The 19,437-nt window shown below is 63.7% G+C and carries 9 protein-coding genes; 5 read left to right on the top strand and 4 right to left on the bottom strand.

All coding sequences use genetic code 11. From position 1 onward, the window contains the following. The first annotated feature begins 496 nt into the window (after window positions 1-496). The 3 genes from IGX34_RS08990 (at window position 497) to IGX34_RS08980 (ending at window position 8,857) form a co-directional block, all read left to right on the top strand. Complete coding sequence (locus IGX34_RS08990; protein WP_225737336.1) at window positions 497-3,097, top strand: glycosyltransferase; 2,601 nt, start codon at window positions 497-499, stop codon at window positions 3,095-3,097. 196 nt (window positions 3,098-3,293) lie between these two features. Beyond that, window positions 3,294-5,060, top strand: a complete 1,767-nt coding sequence (locus IGX34_RS08985; protein ID WP_192555382.1) for an autotransporter assembly complex protein TamA — start codon at window positions 3,294-3,296, stop codon at window positions 5,058-5,060. A gap of 8 nt (window positions 5,061-5,068) precedes the next feature. Beyond that, window positions 5,069-8,857 carry a translocation/assembly module TamB domain-containing protein gene (locus IGX34_RS08980; protein ID WP_192555381.1) on the top strand — a complete coding sequence of 1,263 codons (3,789 nt, stop codon included), beginning with the start codon at window positions 5,069-5,071 and terminating at the stop codon, window positions 8,855-8,857. A 98-nt stretch (window positions 8,858-8,955) separates the two neighbouring features. Here IGX34_RS08980 and IGX34_RS08975 read toward each other — a convergent pair whose 3' ends face one another. Genes IGX34_RS08975 through IGX34_RS08965 form a run of 3 tightly spaced genes read right to left on the bottom strand, consistent with a single transcriptional unit; the run spans window position 8,956 to window position 11,812 of the window. After that, a complete protein-coding gene (locus IGX34_RS08975) occupies window positions 8,956-9,543 on the bottom strand; it encodes a response regulator (RefSeq protein ID WP_192555380.1) in 588 nt (195 codons plus the stop codon). Window positions 9,544-9,564: 21 nt separating this feature from the next. Further along, a complete protein-coding gene (locus tag IGX34_RS08970; RefSeq protein WP_192555379.1) occupies window positions 9,565-10,335 on the bottom strand; it encodes a DUF899 domain-containing protein in 771 nt (256 codons plus the stop codon). 25 nt (window positions 10,336-10,360) lie between these two features. Further along, entirely contained in the window at window positions 10,361-11,812 is a 1,452-nt protein-coding gene (locus IGX34_RS08965) for an MFS transporter (RefSeq protein ID WP_225737335.1), read from the bottom strand. Between the two features lie 367 nt (window positions 11,813-12,179). Here IGX34_RS08965 and IGX34_RS08960 point away from each other — a divergent pair, with 367 nt between their 5' ends. Next, window positions 12,180-15,539, top strand: a complete 3,360-nt coding sequence (locus IGX34_RS08960) for a GH92 family glycosyl hydrolase (RefSeq protein ID WP_425598783.1) — start codon at window positions 12,180-12,182, stop codon at window positions 15,537-15,539. Between the two features lie 239 nt (window positions 15,540-15,778). Here IGX34_RS08960 and IGX34_RS08955 read toward each other — a convergent pair whose 3' ends face one another. Continuing rightward, a complete protein-coding gene (locus tag IGX34_RS08955) occupies window positions 15,779-16,822 on the bottom strand; it encodes a fimbrial protein (protein WP_192555378.1) in 1,044 nt (347 codons plus the stop codon). A 278-nt stretch (window positions 16,823-17,100) separates the two neighbouring features. Here IGX34_RS08955 and IGX34_RS08950 point away from each other — a divergent pair, with 278 nt between their 5' ends. Then, window positions 17,101-19,176, top strand: coding sequence for a M13 family metallopeptidase (locus tag IGX34_RS08950; RefSeq protein ID WP_192555377.1), 2,076 nt, complete (start codon window positions 17,101-17,103; stop codon window positions 19,174-19,176). Window positions 19,177-19,437: the final 261 nt, after the last annotated feature.

Genomic DNA, 19,437 nt, shown 5'->3' with positions numbered 1-19,437 from the left:
CCGCTCTGCACAGATGCGGCGGTTGTTGGCAACCACTCGCTACGCACCAACGCCGGTAAAACCTTCCGCAAAAAAACCAACAGTTCTTGCGAATCAAAAGCGCAATGGATTGCGACTTATCAAAATCACAACAATGCAAGCATCGACATCGACGACAGCGCCTCATTGATACGACGAACGAGCCGCGTCGAAAACGACACGCGCCGCTTGCGGCAGACACACACGAACGATGTTCCGCACACGGCGCGTGCAAGGTTCGCAGCAGGTGCACGGGAAATCGGCCGTTGCATGCTGGGGACGGCAGCAAGGGCGCTCACATTCCTTAGACGGCCGCGGGCGAAGATGCCCTACCTGTGCCGGCGGCCGGGGGCGGCACCGGCGCCGCCCTGACCTCGTGCTGACCGCGGCGGGCGCAATTTATTGAGCCCCATACCGTTAATTGGTTAAGCTGCACAGGCTTATGCGCCTCGAAAGAGGCACCAGGACGGGGATTTTCTTGAGCGCGACACCGATCCAATCCAAAACCTGGCCGTCGATTTTCACCGCCATCCTGCTGGCCCTGGTGGTCGCCGCGTTGAATATCGGCCTGTGGTGGTGGAGCAATCTCCCACGCGGCCCGCAGGACTGGCACGGCCAGATCAAGGGAATGTCGGTGGCGCTGTACCAGCGCTACCAGAACCCGTTCAAGCAGGATTACCCCACCGACGAGCAGATCGACAGCGACCTGAAGCTGCTGCGCCGCTATACCGGCCGGATCCGCACCTACGCCACCGAAGAGAACCCGCAGACCTACCGCCTGGCCCAGAAAGAGGGGCTGAAGGTGATGGCCGGCGCCGATATCGACAAGCGGCTGGATCACAACGAAAAAGAGCTGGATGCGCTGATCGCCCTGGCCCACCGCTACCCGGACACCATCCAGAGCGTGGTGGTCGGCAACGAGGTGCTGTACACCAATGCGCTGTCGGTCGACCAGATGATGGCCTACCTGGACCGGGCGCGGGCGCATATCCGCCAGCCGGTGACCATCGCCGAGCCGGACTACATCTGGCTGAAGTATCCGGAGCTGGCCGACCACGTCGACTTCATCACCATCCACCTGTTCCCGTTCTGGAACGGCGTGGACCGCAAGGACGCCCTCGAAGCCACGATCGGCGCCTACCACAACATCACCCGGCGCTTCCCCAACAAGCACGTGGTGGTCGGCGAAACCGGCTGGCCCTCCAACGGCGACCGCCGCGAGCGTGCCTACCCGTCGATCTCCAACGAGGCCATCTTCGACCGCGAATGGCTGATCTGGGCCCAGCAGAACGACATCGACTACTACCTGTTCGAGGCCTTCGACCAGCCGTGGAAGGAAAACCTCGGCGAAAGCCGCACCGGCGCCTACTGGGGCATCTTCAACGCCGACCGGCAGCTTAAATTCCCGTTCACCGGCCCGGTGACCGAAGACACCCAGTGGCCGTGGAAGGCGCTGGCCGCCAGCCTGCTGGCGATCGTGCCGATGCTGTGGTTCGGCATCCGCTTCCGCCGCTTCAAGATCATGGGCCGGCTGTTCTTCGACGTGCTGATCCAGCTGGCCTGCGGCCTGATCGTCTGGTCGGTCACCCTGCCCTTCAATTTCTATCTGGACTGGGTCGACTGGAGCATGCTGGTGCTGCTGTTCCCGGCCCAGGTGGCGATCCTGGCGATCCTGCTGATCAACGGCTTCGAGTTCACCGAAGTGCTGTGGCGGCGCCAGTGGGTGCGCCATGCCGGCATGCTGCCGCCCGATCCGCCGGAAAAGCAGCCGTTCGTCTCCATCCACCTGGCCTGCTACAACGAGCCGCCGGAGATGGTGATCATCACGCTCGATTCGCTGGCCGCGCTCGACTACCAGAACTTCGAAGTGCTGGTGATCGACAACAACACCAAGGATCCGGCGGTGTGGAAGCCGGTGCAGGAATACTGCGAAAAGCTCGGCGAGCGCTTCCGCTTCTTCCACCTGGAACCGTGGCCCGGCTTCAAGGCCGGCGCGCTGAACTTCGGCCTGAAGGAAACCGACCCGCGCGCCGACGTGGTGGCGGTGATCGACGCCGACTACGAGGTGCGCGCCGACTGGCTGGCCACCCTCACCGGCTATTTCCACGACCCCAAGGTGGCCGTGGTGCAATGCCCGCAGGCGCACCGCGAGTTCGTGCAGAACCGCTTCCGCCGCATGACCGCCTGGGAATACGACGGCTTCTTCCGCATCGGCATGCACCACCGCAACGAGCGCAACGCGATCATCCAGCACGGCACCATGACCATGGTGCGCCGCTCCGCACTGGAAGGCACCGGCGGCTGGTCGGAATGGACCATCTGCGAAGACGCCGAACTCGGCCTGCGCCTGATGCACTCCGGCTACGAGCTGGTCTACGTCGACGAACTGATGGGCAAGGGCCTCACCCCGGCCGACTTCAAGGCCTACAAGAGCCAGCGTTACCGCTGGGCCTTCGGCGCCATGCAGATCCTCAAGGGCCGCTGGGACTGGATGACCAAGAAGGGCCCGCTCACCAGCGGCCAGCGCTTCCACTTCCTCACCGGCTGGTTCAGCTGGTTCGCCGATGCGCTGCACCTGATCTTCACCCTGATGGCGATCTTCTGGACCGCCGGCATGGTCGCCATGCCGCAGACCTTCAGCCTGCCGATGCAGCTGTTCCTGGTGCCGGTGATCGGCTTCTTCTTCGCCAAGATGATCTTCGGCATCGTGCTGTACCGTGCGCGCGTACCGTGTAGCTGGTACGACACCATCATGGCCTCGATCGCCAGCATGAGCCTGAGCCACGCCATCGCGCGCGGCATCCTGCACGGCCTCACGCGCGAAAAGACCTCGTTCGTGGTGACCGCCAAGAGCCGCCGCCTGGGCGGCAGCAACTTCGCCGCCTTCGCCCCGGTACGCGAAGAAATGCTGATGCTGCTCGCGCTGGTGCTGTGCGTGGTCGGCATGTCCATGAGCGTGTTCGCGCGCTTCGCGGAAGGCCGGCTGTGGATGTTCATCCTGGCCGCGCAGGCGATTCCGTATATTTCGGCGATGATCGGCGCATGGATTGCGCACAAGTCGGGCGACAAGACCGGCTGATATCGCGCTTGGGCCCTCTCCCCTCAGCGGGGAGAGCAAAAAACAGATTTTGCTGAGATTTCTCGCGAGAGTGGCCCCTCAGCTCAATCCTCTCCCCAGCGGGGAGAGGAAGCGAACGCGAAAAGCACGTTATTTGAATTGGTGCGCAGGCTAAGCTGCGACTTGCGATGCCGAGTCGAGGATGGAACCCTAACGCATGCGTTGGATACGCCACTGCCTATGTCTGCTGCTGTTGTTGCTGATCCCCGGCTTGAGCCATGCCGGGGTGCAACTGGTAGTGGACGGCGTGGACGATCCGCTCAAGGCGGCGGTGATCGCCGGCGTAAGCCTGTCGCAATACGCCACGCGCGATGTGAGCGAGGCGCAGGTGCGGCGGCTGTACGACCGGGCCGATGCACAGGCCGGCACCGCCCTGCAGCCGTATGGCTACTACGACGCCCACGCCAGCGGCAAATTGGAGAAGACCGACAAGGGCTGGCGCGTCACCCTGCATGTCACGCCGGGGCAACCGGTGCTGGTCACCTCGGTGGCGATCCGGCTCGACCACAACGCGGCCGCGCTCGCGCCGGTGAAGAAAGTCCAGCGCGCGATCGAACGCCTGAAGGGCCAGCGCCTCGACGACGCCACCTACGATGCCGCCCGCGACGCGCTCAATGCCGCGCTGTTCGCCAACGGCTACCTCGATGCGCGCTACACCGTGCGCCGGGTGGAAGTGAATCGCGCCGAGCATAGCGCCGCCATCCAGTTGGCCTGGGAAACCGGCACCCGTTATCGCTATGGCGACGTGCATTTCGAAGGCTCGCAATTCCGTCCCGGCTTTCTGCAGCGCTATGTACCGTTCAAGCGCGGCGACTACTTCGACCAGAACCAGCTGCTGAAACTGCAGCAGACCTTGAACGGCGCCGACTACTTCGCCGCCGTCGACGTGATGCCGCAGCTCGACACCGCCAAGAACGGCGTGGTCGATATCGACGTGCAGCTGGCGCGCGCCAAGCGCACCATTTACACCGGCGGCCTGTTCGTGGGCACCGACACCGGCGCCGGTATCCGCGGCGGGATGGAGCGGCGCTGGGTCAATCGGCTTGGCCACAAGTGGAAGAACGATATCGTGCTGGCGCAGCGGCTGAAGACGCTGTCCAGCCAGTACACCATTCCCTTGCCCGGCGACAACGAGCGCAGCCTCAACTTCGGCGCCAGCTATCGCGATGCCAACACCGTCACCTCGCAATCGCGCACGCTGGAACTGGTCGCCAACGAAAGCGAGCTGTGGCACAACTGGGTGCGCACCGTAGGCCTGCATGTGCTCACCGGCACCTTCGACGTGGGCAAGACCCCGAACGAACCGGAAAGCACGCCCGGCGTGCAACACGGCAGCAGCACCCTGGTGTACGCGGAAGCGTCGCTTACGCGCAAACAGGCAGACAGTTTCGACTTCGTGCGCCGCGGCTGGTCGGTCAGCCTCGATGCGCGCAGCACCGCGGGCGACCTGCTGTCCAGCGCGCGCATGAGCGAACTCACCCTGGATGGGCGCTGGATCCGCGCCTTCTGGCGCAATAACCGGCTGATCCTGCGCGGCAGTCTCGGCCATGTATGGACCGACGATTTCGAGGCATTGCCGCCGCAGCTGCGCTTCTTCGCCGGCGGCGACCAGTCCATTCGCGGCTTCTCGTTCCAATCGCTGGGCCCGCAGAACAGCTACGGGCGCGTGATCGGCGGCAACAGCCTGGCGATCGCCAGCGCCACCGTGGAGCACTACTTCACGCCGCGCTGGGGCATCGCCACCTTTGTCGACGCCGGCAATGCCTTCAACGGCACCGACGTGCATCCGAATATCGGCACCGGCATCGGCGTACGCTGGCGTTCGCCGGTCGGCCTGATCCGCGTCGACGTTGGCACGCCCATCCGCAGCACGCTGCAACGCCACGGTGTCGAGCTGCACCTGGTAATCGGGCCGGACCTGTGAGGCACATCGTGAACGCACCCGCGCCGTCGCCTGCACCTCGCCCCCGCCGCCGCTGGCTGCGCGCACTGGCGTTGAGCCTGCTGGCGCTGCTCGTGCTGATCGGTGGCGGCGTGGCCTGGCTGCTGGGTACGGCAAGCGGGTTGCGCTTCGCGCTTGCGCAGGCGCAAGACCTCACCCATGGCGCCCTGCAGGTGGAGCAGGCGCAGGGCCGCGTGATCGGGCCGCTGTCCGTCGCCGCACTGCGCTACGACGATGGCCAGGGCACTCGGGTCGAGCTCGATCATGTGCAGTTGGATTGGCATCTGGCGCCACTGCTGTACAAGCGCCTGCATGTGGTCGAACTGAACGTCGATCGCGTCTATGTAGCGTTGCCCAAGTCGCAGCAGCCGACATCGTCGTCATCCGGCGGCTTCACGCTGAAGCCGCCGCTGGCGCTGGTGCTGGACAAGGTGCATGTAGGTCCCGTGGCCATCGCCCAGGACGGCAAGCCGCTGTTCGCTTCCCATCAGCTCGATCTTGCCGGCGCCTGGACCAACCGCGGCATCAGCGTGACACGGCTGGCCTTGCGCGCACCGGATGGGCAGGTCGACCTGGATGGCCAGCTCGGCGTGGGCCGGCGCTATCGCGGCAAAGGCCACGCGCAAGTCGTGTGGAAAGTCGGCGACACGCAATACAGCGGCAGCCTAGATGCGCAAGGCGACGGCCGCAACGCGCAATTGCAGCTCGCCCTCGTCGAGCCGATGCCGGCGCAGCTGCAGGTGCAACTGGATCAGCGCAACAACAACGCCTGGACGGCCAAACTCGATCTGCCGGCCTTCGATCCCAAGCCGCTGCTCGGCAGCAGCTCGATCACCCGTCTCGGCGCCACGCTGCAAGGCAGCGGCGATCAATACCGCGGCAGCGTGAACGGCGAACTGGATCTCAACGACTACCGCCTGCTGCTGCAACCTCTGCAGGCCGGCTTCGACAAGGACTTCAAGACCCTTACCCTGCAGACGCTGCAACTTGCCTCGCCGCAAGTCAAAGGCCAGCTGCATGCGGCCGGCACCGTGCAATGGGATGCGCATCCGCTCAGCGCGCAGCTCGCGCTCGACTGGAAGGATGTAGAGCTGCCTGCCACGCTGGCCGGCCAGGTATTGCGCAGTCATGGCCAGCTCAACGCAAAAGGCAGCGCCGAGCAGTACCACGCCGAAGGCGAGGTCAGCATCGGACCGCCGGACAAACTCGCCGCGCTGGCCTTGAATCTCGATGGCACCCCGCAGCAGATCCAGCTGCACACGCTCAGCCTGCGCCAGCCACAAGGCAACTTCACAGCCGAGGGCACACTCACCCTGCAGCCCGCACTCGCCTGGCAACTGCAGGCCAAGGCCGACAAGCTCGATCCCGGCCAACTGTTTGCCGGTTGGCCGGGGCTGCTGAATGCCGACTTCGGCACGCAAGGCAAGCTGGTGCAGGATCATCCGGATGCCACGCTGGACCTGCGCAAGCTCGATGGCCAGTTGCGCCAGCGGCCGCTGCGTGGCAACGGACACCTGCACCTGGCACCGGATCAAGTCGTCGACGGCACGCTGGAGCTCGCTTCGGGCAACAGCACCATCAAGCTGCTGGCGCGTCCCGGCAGCAGCAACGATGCCGATCTCACGCTGGCCATCGCCTCGCTCGGCGACTGGCTGCCGCAATCGGGCGGCCAGTTGAACGGCCAGTTCCGCGTGCGCGGCAAGCTGCCCGGGCTTGCTGTCAGCGGCACGCTGCAGGGCCAGTCGCTGACATGGCAGGAGCAGCACATCGCGCAGTTGCACCTGCAGGCGGATCTTCCCGATATCAGCAAGCCGGGCGGAAAACTCGCCGTGGCAGCAAGCGGTGCGCAACTCGGCGGCCTCACCTTCCGCCAGATCCAGCTCAATGGCCAGGGCACGTCGGCGCAGCATCAACTCACGCTCGATGCGCAAGGCCAGCCCTTGTCGATCGCGCTGGCCTTGAACGGCGCATTGAAAGGCCAGGACTGGAACGGCAGCCTGAGCATGCTGTCGCTGGATCTGTCCGGCATGCCGCGCTGGCATCTGCAGCAGGCGGCACGCCTGGGCTGGAATCATGGCAGTGCGAGCATGACGCAACTTTGCCTTACCGCCGGCGATCCGCTGCTATGCCTGAGCGCCGACTACGACCAGGGCGGCAATCTCGATGCGAGCTATCAGCTGCACGCCGTGCCGCTGACCCTGATTGCCGATGCCGCCGGCAACGCCAGCGTGCCGTTCAGTGCGCAGGGCACGCTGGAAGGCAACGGCAAGCTGCATCGCAATGCCGCGGGCGTGCTTACCGGCAATGCCTCGATCACTTCCGCGCAAGGCCGCTTTACCTATAACGAGCATCCCGACCAGCCGGTGTTGAGCTACACCGATCTGGCCTTGAACGCCAAGCTGGCGCCGGGCAATCAGCAGATCAGCCTGCGCGCAGCACTCAACGGCCATGGACGTCTGAACGGACAAGCCAGCATCACCGGCGCGCAACAGACGCTGAGCGGCGACGTCGGCCTGCAGTTGGACAATATCGCCTTCATCACGCTGTTCACCGACTCGCTGGCCAATGTGAAAGGACGCCTCAACGGCGACTTCAAGCTCGGCGGCACGCTGACCGAACCCACCGTCACCGGCCAGGCCGGCGTCGATGGCTTCGCCGCGGAAGTGCCCGATGCCGGTCTCAAGCTCACCGACGGCAAGCTCTCGCTCAGCGCCGCCACCACGCAGCAGCTCAGCGTGCACGGCAGCGTGCAATCGGGCAAAGGCGCGCTGGCGATCGATGGCGTGGCCGGCCTCGATGCGCAGACGCCTACGCGCATCACGCTCAAAGGCAGCGGCTTTACCGCCGTCGATATTCCCGCAGCCAAGGTCGCCATCTCGCCCGATGTGCTGGTACTGCGCGATGCCCAAGGCATCCATGCCAGCGGCTCGGTGCGGCTGGACAGCGCCGACGTCAATCTCGACAAGCTGCCCGGCAACGGCGTCAACAAGGCTTCGCCCGATATCGTGATCGTCGATCAGCCACAGCAACCAGCGGGCAGCGGATCGATGCCGATCACTGCATCGATCAAGCTGGATCTGGGACCGAAAGCCCATCTGGTCGGCATGGGCCTGGATGGACGCCTGAGCGGCATCGTCACCGTCGACGAACGTCCCGGCCGCGATACCACCGGACAAGGCCAGATCACCGTCAACGGCACTTACAAAGCTTATGGGCAGAACCTGCAGATCCAGCAGGGCCAGCTGTTGTTCGCCAGCACGCCGATCGATAACCCCGGCCTGAGCATCCGCGCACTGCGCAGCCTTACGCCCAACGCCACCATCGACCAAGGTCAGCAGGTGGGCTTGCAGATCACCGGCACCGCGCAGCGTCCAGTGCTCAGCGTGTTCTCCAATCCGACCATGGACCAGTCCGACGCACTCTCCTACCTGGTGACGGGCAAGCCGCTGTCGCAGGCCTCGGGTGCCGACGGCAGCAAGGTCAATGCCGCGGCGCAGGCGCTGGGTTCATACACCGGCAACCTGCTGGCCAAGGGCATCGGCAGCAAGCTGGGCATCGACGATATCGGCGTCTCCAGCAACGATGCGCTCAACGGCAACTCCGCCTTCACCGTCGGCAAGTATCTGTCGCCGCGCTTGTACCTGAGCTACGGCGTGGGCCTGTTTGATCCGGGCGATGTGATTACCTTGCGTTATCACTTGAGCCGGCGCTGGAATTTCGAGGCGCAGAATGCGACGGACTTCAATCGCGCAAGCTTCAACTATCGCGTTGAGAAGTAGGTTGGGTTACCCCCCGGACTTGATCGGGGGTAACCCAACGATGTCGCTACGAAGAGAGATCGTTGGGTTACGCTGCGCTAACCCAACCTACGCATGCACTACGGCATGAATGCGGCGCATTGGGAGATGGAGCGATCGCGCACGAGGGCACCGGCGGTCTGCTCGAGTTCCCGCGCAGGTACGGTACCGACGTAGCGTTGGTGTGCGGCAACAGCAAAAATAGCCTCGATCCAATCGTCCACCGGCTGTGTCTTGTAGACAAAGCCGCGCGCGCCGGAGCGCATCGACAGCGTCGCGGTCAATGCGCTGCCATGGCCGGATATCACCAGGATCTCCAGCGCGGGAAAGCGCTGGCGCAGGGTGCGCAGCAGGCTCACGCCGTAGAGATCGCCGGGCGCCAGCGAATAATCCATCACCAGCACATCGGTCTGCAGCGTCGGCAATGCCTCCAGCAGATCCCGGCTACTGCTGAAACTCTGCACCACGCTCACCCGTTGCGTCTCTTCCAGCAAGGCGGCCAGCGCATGCAGGACGAGCGGATGATCATCGAGCAATGTCACTCGCGTGCGCTCACAAATGCGGTTGCCCATGCTATTGGCCTTGTATCCGGCGTATCGCCATGGGGCGCCATTGTCATCACGCCGACCAAGGTCACCGGGAATATCAAGACAATCCAAGTCGGGCAACGCGCCGCCGCCTTTACCGCCTCAACCGGAGGGCGTGCAGGTGCAATCGCCGCTGCGCTGGCGGCCGCTCTGCTCCACCGTATCGCCGCTGCCATAGCTATCGTGCAGGCGCGCCCAATCGCCGAGTGCGTGATACGGGCCATCTTCGGCGCGCCCCTTCGGCATCACATCAAGAAAACCGTAGATGCCGAGATAGCGCTCACCGCCGCGTCCAAACGACGAGTAGGTGTGGAAAATATCGCCGTGCTCATCCTTGTAGAACACGCTATCGCCGGACAGATCTTCCATTTCCGTCGACGTCGGACGGAAGTTGTACATCGCCCTGCCCGCCTGCACGTCTTCCGGCCGGAACGAGACATGGAAGTCATAGTTGAAGTCGCTGCGATACGACGATACGAAGGGAAACTGCCAGCCCATGCGCCGACGTAATAGTTCGATCTCGTCGATCGGCGCACGCGCAATCGCCACATAGGAAACATCGTGGTGCTGCAAATGCACCAGGATGCCGCGCAGATGATCCACCTCCAGCGCACAGCCCACGCAGTAATGCTGCTGGCCGGGGCTGAGCATGTGGTGCTTGACGAACAGCTGGCTGCGGCCTGCGAACAAATCCGACAGGCTCACGCTGCCGTTCGGGCTGTCGAATGCATAGTCCTTTTCGACTTTTACCCAGGGCAAGGCGCGCAACTCGGCATTGAGCTGATCGCCTTGCCGCATATGCGCCTTCTCCCTGGCCAGCAGATCACGGCGTGCAGCCAGCCATGCTTCGCGCGACACGACTTCATGCTTCATCACGATCTCCCGTTGTAGACAGATTTCAGTGCGCCACGGCCGGCTGCTGCGCAGCCGCTGCCTGACGCGTACGCAACAACCAGCCACCGAGTACCGCACCCAGTGCCGCAAAACAGGCGCCGACCAGAAACGCCGACTGATACCCGCCGGTGAGCGCCAGCGCCGGACTGCTGCCGGCGGCACTCAGCACCTGCGTGCGCCAGGAAGCAAGGCTGGCCAGCACCGCCAGCCCCAGCGCGCCGCCCATCATGAAAGCCGTGTTCACCACGCCGGAGGCCAGGCCCGATTCGGACGGCCCCACATCGCTCATCGCCGCCAGCAGCACCGGATTGAAGGCCACGCCCGCACCCACGCCGAGCAGCAACATGCCGGGCAGGATGTCGGTGAGGAAATGGCCGTGCTCCGGCGCACGCGAGAACAGCAGCAAGCCGCAGGCCGCGAATGCCAGGCCGACCGCCAGCGGACGGCGGATGCCGAAGCGCATCACCAGCTTGGCCGAGATGCCCAGCGAGAACAGCGCCATGATCAGGTTCGCCGGCAGGAACGCCAGCCCCACTTCCACCGGCGCATAGCCCAGCACCAGCTGCATATACAGCGCCGACAGGAAGAACCAGGCAAACATCGCCGCCGCCCACAGCACACCCACGATATTGGACACCACCAGATTGCGCAGCTTGAACAGGCGCAGCGGCATCAGCGGCACCTGCACGCGCGCTTCGGTCCACAAGAAGATCGCCAGCAGCAGCACCGCCGCGGCCAGTTCGCCCAGGGTGCGCGTGGTCAGCCAGCCGACCTGGTTGCCGTTGACCACGGCGTAGACCGCCAGCATCAAGGCCGCCGTCACCGTAATCGCGCCCCATGCATCCAGATGGCGCGAGGTGGCCGTGCCCGGCGCCGCCGGCAGCAGGCGCAACGAGGCCAGCACCACGGCAATGCCGATCGGCAGATTCACCAGGAACACCCAATGCCAGCTCAGGCTGCTGGTCAGCACGCCGCCCAGCATCGCGCCCAGGCTGCCGCCACCGGCGCAGACGAAGCCATACACGCCCATCGCCTTGGCGCGATCGGCCGCATCGGTAAACAGATCCATGATCAGCGACAACGCCACCGCGGTCACCACCGCGCCGCCCAGGCCCTGCACACTGCGCGCCACCACCAGCGCCGCCTGCGAGGTAGACATGCCGCAGGCCAGCGAGGCCAGCGTAAACACGCCGATGCCGAGCAGAAACAGGCGGCGATGCCCGTACAAGTCGCCCAGCCGGCCGCCCAGTAACAGGAACCCGCCATAGGTAAGCATGTACGCATTCACCACCCAGGCCAGCGCGGTATCGCCAAATTGCAGGTCGGTCTTGATCGAGGGCAGCGCCACGTTAACGATGGTGGTATCCAGCACGATCATCAGTACGCCCATGCACAGCACGATCAGCGCCAGCCAGCGGCGATCGGGGTGCATGGAAACATGTGCAGCAGTGGTCATGATTGCTCCGTCAGGTGAATAGGGGATTCCGTTACTTGGCACCGCGCACCGCTCTGTTTTACTCGTCATCCCGGCGAAAGCGGGGATCCAGTGTCTGTGTGCATCGAAGGCACTGGATCCCAGCTTTCGCTGGGATGACGGACGGCGACGAGGCGGTGAATCGGGTGTTCTTACAGGATGCGTCGAACGAGCCTCGCGCGAATCGACAACACGGTCTGCGCGCAATACAAGCCGCCTAGTCAAACATCCGGCCCGCAGCGCCCGCAAGCGTGCTGCACTGCGGTTTGACAGTGCTGATTTAGATCGATTCAAATCCAGCCTTCGGCGCATGCCGGCCATGCCCGGCACGACCCACAGGGGTGACACGATGCATATCGCAGCAGGTTCCAGCGCAGTACGTCTGCAGCGCAAGCTGCTTTTTATCAGCCTGGCGATGTTTGCCGGCCTCGCCTGTGCCGGCACCGGCGACACCTTCTATCGCTCCTTCGAACCCGGCGAGCCTGCACTGCTAGCGAGCAAGGCCGATGCGTCGTTCCAGGTGAACATTGCCGGCGGCCCCTCCGCCGATGACGCCTATAGCGCCAAGCCCGGGGTCGGGTTCAGCGGCCTGCATTCGCTGCATTACCAGGGCACCGCGGCCGGCAAACAGCAGGCCGCCTTGTTCGATGTCGACTTGCCGGTGCAGGCCGACACGCAGCTCTCGTATCTGCTGTTTCCCTGCATCGTCGCCAACGATCTGGCGGATCCGGCTACCTACGTTTCCGTGGACCTGATCTTCGACGACGGCTCGCGCCTTTCTGCGCTGGATGCACGCGACCAGCACCGCATCGCCGCCAATGCGCAGGCGCTGGGCGCCAGCCGCACCCTGTATGTCAACCAATGGAACCGGCTGGCGATCGATCTGGGCAAGCTCGCCGCCGGCAAGCGCATCCGCCATATCGTGCTGATGCATGACGGTCCGGCTGCATCGTTCCAGGGCTTCCTGGATGATCTGCGCATCGGCCCGGCGCTCGGCGAAACCGCCAACGCGCATGCCAGCGACGACGTCAACATCCTGCGCGGCACCAACGCTGGCTATACCTTCTCGCGCGGCAACAATATTCCGGCGGTTACCCTGCCGCACGGCTTCAACTTCTGGACCCCGGTTACCGACGCGGGCTCCGACTGGATGTACCAATACCAGTCGCGCAACGACGCGCAGAACCGCCCGCGCCTGGAAGCCTTCTCGCTCTCGCACGAGCCCAGTCCGTGGATGGGCGATCGCCAGACTTTCCAGATGATGCCGGCCGCGGTGGCCAACGGTGCGCCCAGCGCCAATCGCGAAGCGCGCGCACTCAGCTTCAGCCACGCCAACGAAATCGCGCATCCGCACTATTACAAGGTCAGCTTCGACAACGGCATCGTCGGCGAAATGACGCCTACCGATCACGCCGCCGTGCTGCGCTTCACCTTCCCCGGCCAGCGCGGGCAGCTGGTATTCGATAACCGCACCGATCAAGGCGCGATCACGCTCGATCCCTCGCACCGCAGTTTCAGCGGCTATTCCGATGTAAAGAGTCATCTCTCCACCGGCGCCACGCGGTTGTTCTTCTATGCGGTGGTCGACCAGCCGGTCAGCGAAAGCGGACGCCTCAGCGGCGAAGGCCGCGACCATGTCAGCGCCTGGTTCGGCTTCGACACCGCAAAGACCAAGACGGTGAACGTGCGCATCGCCACCTCGCTGATCAGCCTGGAACAGGCCAAGCACAACCTCGCACTGGAAATCGCGCCGAACGACAGCTTCGACAGCGTGCGCGAGCGCGCGCAGCAGACCTGGGACAAGCAGCTCGATACCGTGCAGGTGCAAGGCGCCAGCCAGGGCGAGTTGGTCACGCTGTACTCCAATATGTACCGCCTGCTGATGTACCCCAACTCGGCCTTCGAAAACACTGGCAGCGCCGCACAGCCGGTGTATCGCTATGCCAGTCCGTTCTCGCCGCCAGTCGCCGCCGACACACCGACCAAGACCGGCGCCCGCGTGCTCGACGGCAAGGTATTCGTCAACAACGGCTTCTGGGATACCTACCGCACCGCGTGGCCGCTGTATGCGCTGCTGACCCCGAAGCAGGCCGGCGAGATGATCGACGGCTTTGTGCAGGAATACCGCGACGGCGGCTGGATCGCCCGCTGGTCCTCGCCCGGCTATGCCGACCTGATGGTGGGCACCAGCGCCGATGTCGCGTTTGCCGATGCGTGGCTCAAGGGCGTGCACAACTTCGACGTGCAGTCGTTCTATCAGGCGGCATTGAAGGACGCCACTGTGGTCAGCCCGCTCAAGGGCACCGGCCGCAAGGGGCTGCAGCGCTCGATCTTCAACGGCTACACCGACGACGGCATCGCGGAAGGCCTGTCATGGTCGATGGACGGCTATATCGCCGACTTCGCCATCGGCAACCTGGCCGATACGCTTGCCGCACAACAGGACGCACACGATCCCTATCACGGCCAGTACCTCACCGACGCGGCCTACTTTCACAATCGTGCGCTGAACTACGTCAACTTGTTCGAGCCGAACGTAGGCTTCTTTGTCGGCCGCGCTGCCGACGGCAAATGGCGCTTCGATAAGCAGGATTTCGATCCCATGCGCTGGGGCGGCGACTACACCGAGACCGACGCCTGGAACATGGCCTTCCATGCCCCGCAGGACGGTGCCGGCCTGGCGGCGCTGTATGGCGGACGCGAAGCGCTCGCCGCCAAGCTCGATCAGTTCTTCAACACGCCCGGCATCTATCACGTCGGCGACTATGGCGAACCGATCCACGAAATGCGCGAAGCGCAGGCCGTGCGCATGGGCCAATACGGCCACAGCAACCAGCCTTCGCATCACATCATCTACATGTACGACTACGCCGGCGAGCCGTGGAAGGCGCAAGACAAAGTGCGCGACGTGCTTTCACGCCTGTATGTAGGCAGCAGCATCGGCCAGGGCTATGTGGGCGACGAAGACAACGGCGAAATGTCGGGCTGGTGGCTGTTCAGCGCCGCCGGCTTCTATCCGCTGCGCATGGGCACGCCTGAATACGTCATTGGCGCACCGTATTTCCCGCATATGGATATCGCGCTGGAAAACGGCAAGCACATCGTGATCAATGCACCGCAGGTCAGCGATACCAATCGCTACGTGCAAAGCGTGCAGGTAAACGGCCAGCCGTGGACCAAGCTCACCTTGCCGCACGCCTTGCTGGCACAAGGCGCCACGCTGGATTTCGTGATGGGCCCGAAGCCCTCGCATTGGGGCAGCGACGTGCAGGCCCTGCCGCCCTCGCTCACCACCAGCGGCAAGCCATCGCCACTGCGCGACCTGGCCGGCCCCAGTGCAGGACAGGCCAGCAGCGATCCGGCCATGTCCGACGTGAATGCGCTGTTCGATCACACCAGCGAGACCGAAGCGCAACTGCCCGGCTCGCATCCGACGGTGGGCTGGCACTTCACCCAGCCGCACAACGTGGCGATGTACACGCTGACCTCCGCCGCGCAGGCCGCCGCACCGGCGAACTGGAAGCTTGAAGCTTCCGACGACGGACAGCACTGGACCACCGTGGATACCCGCCAGGGCGAGCACTTCCCGTGGGCGAAACAGACCCGCGCATTCGCCATCGCCCAACCGCAGGCCCATGCCTATTACCGCCTGCGTTTCGACGGTAGCGCCAATACGGCCCTGGCTGAAATCGAACTGCTCGGCCACTGACGCACCATGATCTGCTCCCTCTCCCCTGCGGGGAGAGGGCTGGGGTGAGGGGCCGCGCTTGCCACAAGCATCAACGCCAGTGCGTGATGCTTTTCCAAAGAGGCTCCACGCTACGTATCAGCATGATCGCGAGGCTGCCCCCTCACCCCAACCCTCTCCCCGCAGGGGAGAGGGAGTAGATCTGCGCAAGCGTGCAAGCTGCACTATGCACCCACACTCACCACGCCGCACCGACAGCCTTATTGATAGGAAAAGGTGAACGTCGCCTTGGCCTGCACACTGCCCGGCGTCACCGCCCCGGTGCGCACATAAGCAGCGGTAAATGGAATGTCGTAAGTCATTGCAGTGGCACTCTCGCCGATCTGCCACTGATTGGTATTGCCCTTGATGGACGAATCCGGACCATACGAGACCGGGGTCGAGCCGCTTACCTGCACACCTACTCCCTTCGCGGTGGAACCGGGCGCCAGCGACAAGGTATCGGCGACACTCGACGGATTGGATGCGTCCGTCATCGTTACGTATAGCTTCACGGCGGCATCGCAATTCATGCCGATATGAAAACCGGCTCCGCCACCTGCGCCCGAAGCTGCCGCAGCCAAGGCGGCCTGCCCCACCGTTGGCAGATTCACCGACTGATTGTTCGGCGTTGTCATTTTGCAGGTCGATGCAGCGATGGTAATGCTGGCGCTGTTCAACGTGATGCTGCCCGGCGGCGTCACCAGGGCGGTTCCGGCTACGTTGTAGACATTGGACGTGATAATCGTCTGGCCAGGTATGGTGTAGGTGCCGGTTTTCAATTGACCTGTAACTACCAACATGACCTTGGCGTAGGTTCCCATCCACGTCCAATAATCAGACGTGCCTTGATACATGAAGGTTCTTGGCGACGTGAGTGGAAACCAGCCGTTGTAGTCCTGCTCGGCCACGCTGACCACATAGCCGATGCCATCGACACCGCTCGGGTACACCGAATACACATTCGTTCCGTCGCTGTAGCTGAGTCCTGGAATCGCCGGTTTTGCGGGTGTGGCCGCAACGCTGGCCGCTTTGCAGTCCGCGATGTCAAAAAAATACTTGGCGCCGGCCTGGGCACTCCATGCGCCATTCAGCGGGGTACCGGGCTTAAGGCTATCGGCACTACCTGAATAAGTTACCGGCGGCAGGGTGATGGCAGCTGTTTTGGCGCTGCAAGCCGCAAAAGAGCACGGCGCCACGATGAGCCATATCAGCGCTACAAAAGCGCTCCGCATCACGCGCGATGTTTTGGCGAATGAATTCATAGGATGAATAACAAAGATAAATAGCTGTTAGACGTGACGTTTGTATCCAATACCGCCTGGAACAATTACGAATGGCTCGGCCATGCTACGTACCGAATCGATGGCTAGATACCGGAAAAATCGCGAATATGCGGGCGGCCATCGGTTCTCGCCACAACCGACGGCAACGGTTAAGCCCGAGCTTTAGGTGGGAAGGGCCATAGCCCAAAAGTCATGCTCACAAGCCCGATACGGCGGACTAAGGTGGCGGACCACATCCCACTTTTGAGGTGTTCGCCATGCAGCGACTTCGATGGATTTTTACGGCAGCCGTGCTTGGCGCCATCGGCAGCCTGATGGCGGCACCGCCCGCGGCACCGGCCGCCAAGAGCAGCGGCCCGGATATCGGGATCGACCTCAAGGGCGTCGACCACAGCGTGCTGCCGGGCAACAATTTCTTCGACTATGCCAACGGCACCTGGCTGAAGACCGCGCAGATTCCGGCCGACCGCTCCAGCACCGGCACCTTTCTGCAGGTGTATGAGCTGGCCGAAAAGCGCAGCTCGGAAATGATCCGCAGCATTGCCGCCGGGCATGCCGCCGCCGGCAGCAACGAACGCAAGATCGCGGACTATTACGCGGCCTATATGGACGAGGCCAGTATCGAGAAACACGGCCTGGCGCCGCTGAAAGACCAGTTTGCGCAGATCGATGCGATCAAGACGCGCGACGACCTGGCCGGCGTGCTCGGCGGCGAGCAGCGCGCCGATGTCGATCCGATCAACGACACCAACTTCAGCACGCAGAACCTGTTCGGCCTGTTCGTAACGCAGGGCCTGGAAGATCCCGCGCACCCCATGGCCTATCTGCTGCAGGGCGGCATCGCCCTGCCCAGCCGCGACTACTACCTGTCGCAGGATGCGCAGATGGCAGGCTTCCGTGCCAAGTACCAGACCTATGTGGCGTCGCTGCTGAAGCTGGCCGGCACGGCCGATGCCGAGGCGCAGGCCAAGGCGATCGTGGCGCTGGAAACCAAGATCGCGCAGGCGCAGGAGAGCCTGGTCGACAGCCAGGACGTGCACAAGGCCAACAATGTATGGAGCATGGCCGACTTCGCGCAGAAGGCGCCGGGCCTGAACTGGAGCGCCTATTTCAAGGCCGCCGGCCTCGCCGACCAGTCGCATATCGATGTGTGGCAGCCCTCCGCCACCACCGCCATCGCCAAGCTGGTGGCGAGCGAGTCGCTGGATACCTGGAAACAGCTGCTGCGCTTCCACGCCTTGAACGAGACCTCCCCGCTGCTGCCCAAGGCGTATGCGGATCTCAGCTTCGGCTTCTACGGCACCACCTTGCAGGGCGTGCCCAAGCAGCGCGACCGCTGGAAGCGTGCGGTCGGCGCCACCAACACCGATCTTGGCGATGCCGTGGGCCAGATCTATGTACAGCGCTATTTCCCCGCCTCGTCCAAGGCCAAGATGCAGGAGATGGTGAAGAACATCATCGCCGCCTTCGCCGACCGTGTGGACACGCTGGCATGGATGACACCTGCCACGCGCGCCAAAGCCAAGGAAAAACTGCAGACGCTGCGCGTAGGCGTGGGTTATGCCGATACCTGGCGCAGCTACGCGTCGCTGGACGTGAAGCCGGATGACGCGCTGGGCAATCACGAACGTGCCGTGGCGCTGGAATACCAGCACCAGCTGGCCAAGCTGCATCAGCCGGTGGATCGCGGCGAGTGGTGGATGACGCCGCAGACGGTGAACGCGGTGAACCTGCCGCTGCAGAATGCGCTCAACTTCCCTGCTGCGATTCTGCAGCCGCCGTTCTTCGATCCGAAGGCGGATGACGCGGCCAACTACGGTGCGATCGGCGCGGTGATCGGTCACGAAATCAGCCACAGCTTCGACAACACCGGCGCGGATTTCGACGCGCAAGGCAAGCTGGAAAACTGGTGGACGCCGCAGGATGCCGCGCACTTCCAGGCGGCGACGCAGAAGCTGGTCAAGCAGTTCGACCAATACGAAGCCTTGCCGGGCCTGCATGTGAATGGGCAGCAGACGCTGGGCGAAAACATTGCCGACGTATCCGGCCTGACCGTGGCTTATGCCGCGTACCACAAATCGCTGGGCGGCAAGCCGGCTGCGGTGGTCGATGGCCTTACCGGCGACCAGCGTTTCTTCCTCGCCTTCGGGCAGGCGTGGCGCTTCAAGATTCGCGATGCCGCGCTACGCCAGGAGCTGGCAGTCGATGTGCATGCACCGGCGATGTTCCGCGCACTGACGGTGCGCAATATCGATGGCTGGTATGACGCGTTCAATGTGAAGCCGGGCGAGAAGCTTTATTTGGCGCCGGATGATCGGGTGAAGATCTGGTAACTCCGATGGGTTGGATTCTTCCCTTGCGATAGCAAGGGAGGTTGGGTTGGCGTTGTTCTGTGGTTTGCCGCGAGCGTGGGGGCTTCACCCCACCCCAGCCCTCCCCTACTTCACGTAGGGGAGGGGGCAGATTACGCGGGGCTGAAGATGTTCCGCACTCGCCGACATGACTTCCTCCCTTGCGAAGGCAGCGGAGGGTTGGGATGGCGTTGTTCTGTGGTTTGCCGCGAGTGTGGGGGCTTCACCCCACCCCAGCCCTCC

This window comes from Dyella acidiphila, assembly GCF_014863405.1.
GTDB lineage: Bacteria > Pseudomonadota > Gammaproteobacteria > Xanthomonadales > Rhodanobacteraceae > Dyella_B > Dyella_B acidiphila.
Note: the sequence above shows the minus strand (reverse complement) of the source record. Positions and strands in the feature narration are given on the sequence as shown.

Bases quoted from the DNA above. Each gene is read 5' to 3' on its own strand.
- IGX34_RS08985 (WP_192555382.1), top strand. From the start codon at position 3,294: ATGCGTTGGATACGCCACTGCCTATGTCTGCTGCTGTTGTTGCTGATC.
- IGX34_RS08950 (WP_192555377.1), top strand. From the start codon at position 17,101: ATGCAGCGACTTCGATGGATTTTTACGGCAGCCGTGCTTGGCGCCATC.
- IGX34_RS08955 (WP_192555378.1), bottom strand. From the start codon at position 16,822: ATGAATTCATTCGCCAAAACATCGCGCGTGATGCGGAGCGCTTTTGTA.
- IGX34_RS08965 (WP_225737335.1), bottom strand. From the start codon at position 11,812: ATGACCACTGCTGCACATGTTTCCATGCACCCCGATCGCCGCTGGCTG.
- IGX34_RS08960 (WP_425598783.1), top strand. From the start codon at position 12,180: ATGCATATCGCAGCAGGTTCCAGCGCAGTACGTCTGCAGCGCAAGCTG.
- IGX34_RS08970 (WP_192555379.1), bottom strand. From the start codon at position 10,335: ATGAAGCATGAAGTCGTGTCGCGCGAAGCATGGCTGGCTGCACGCCGT.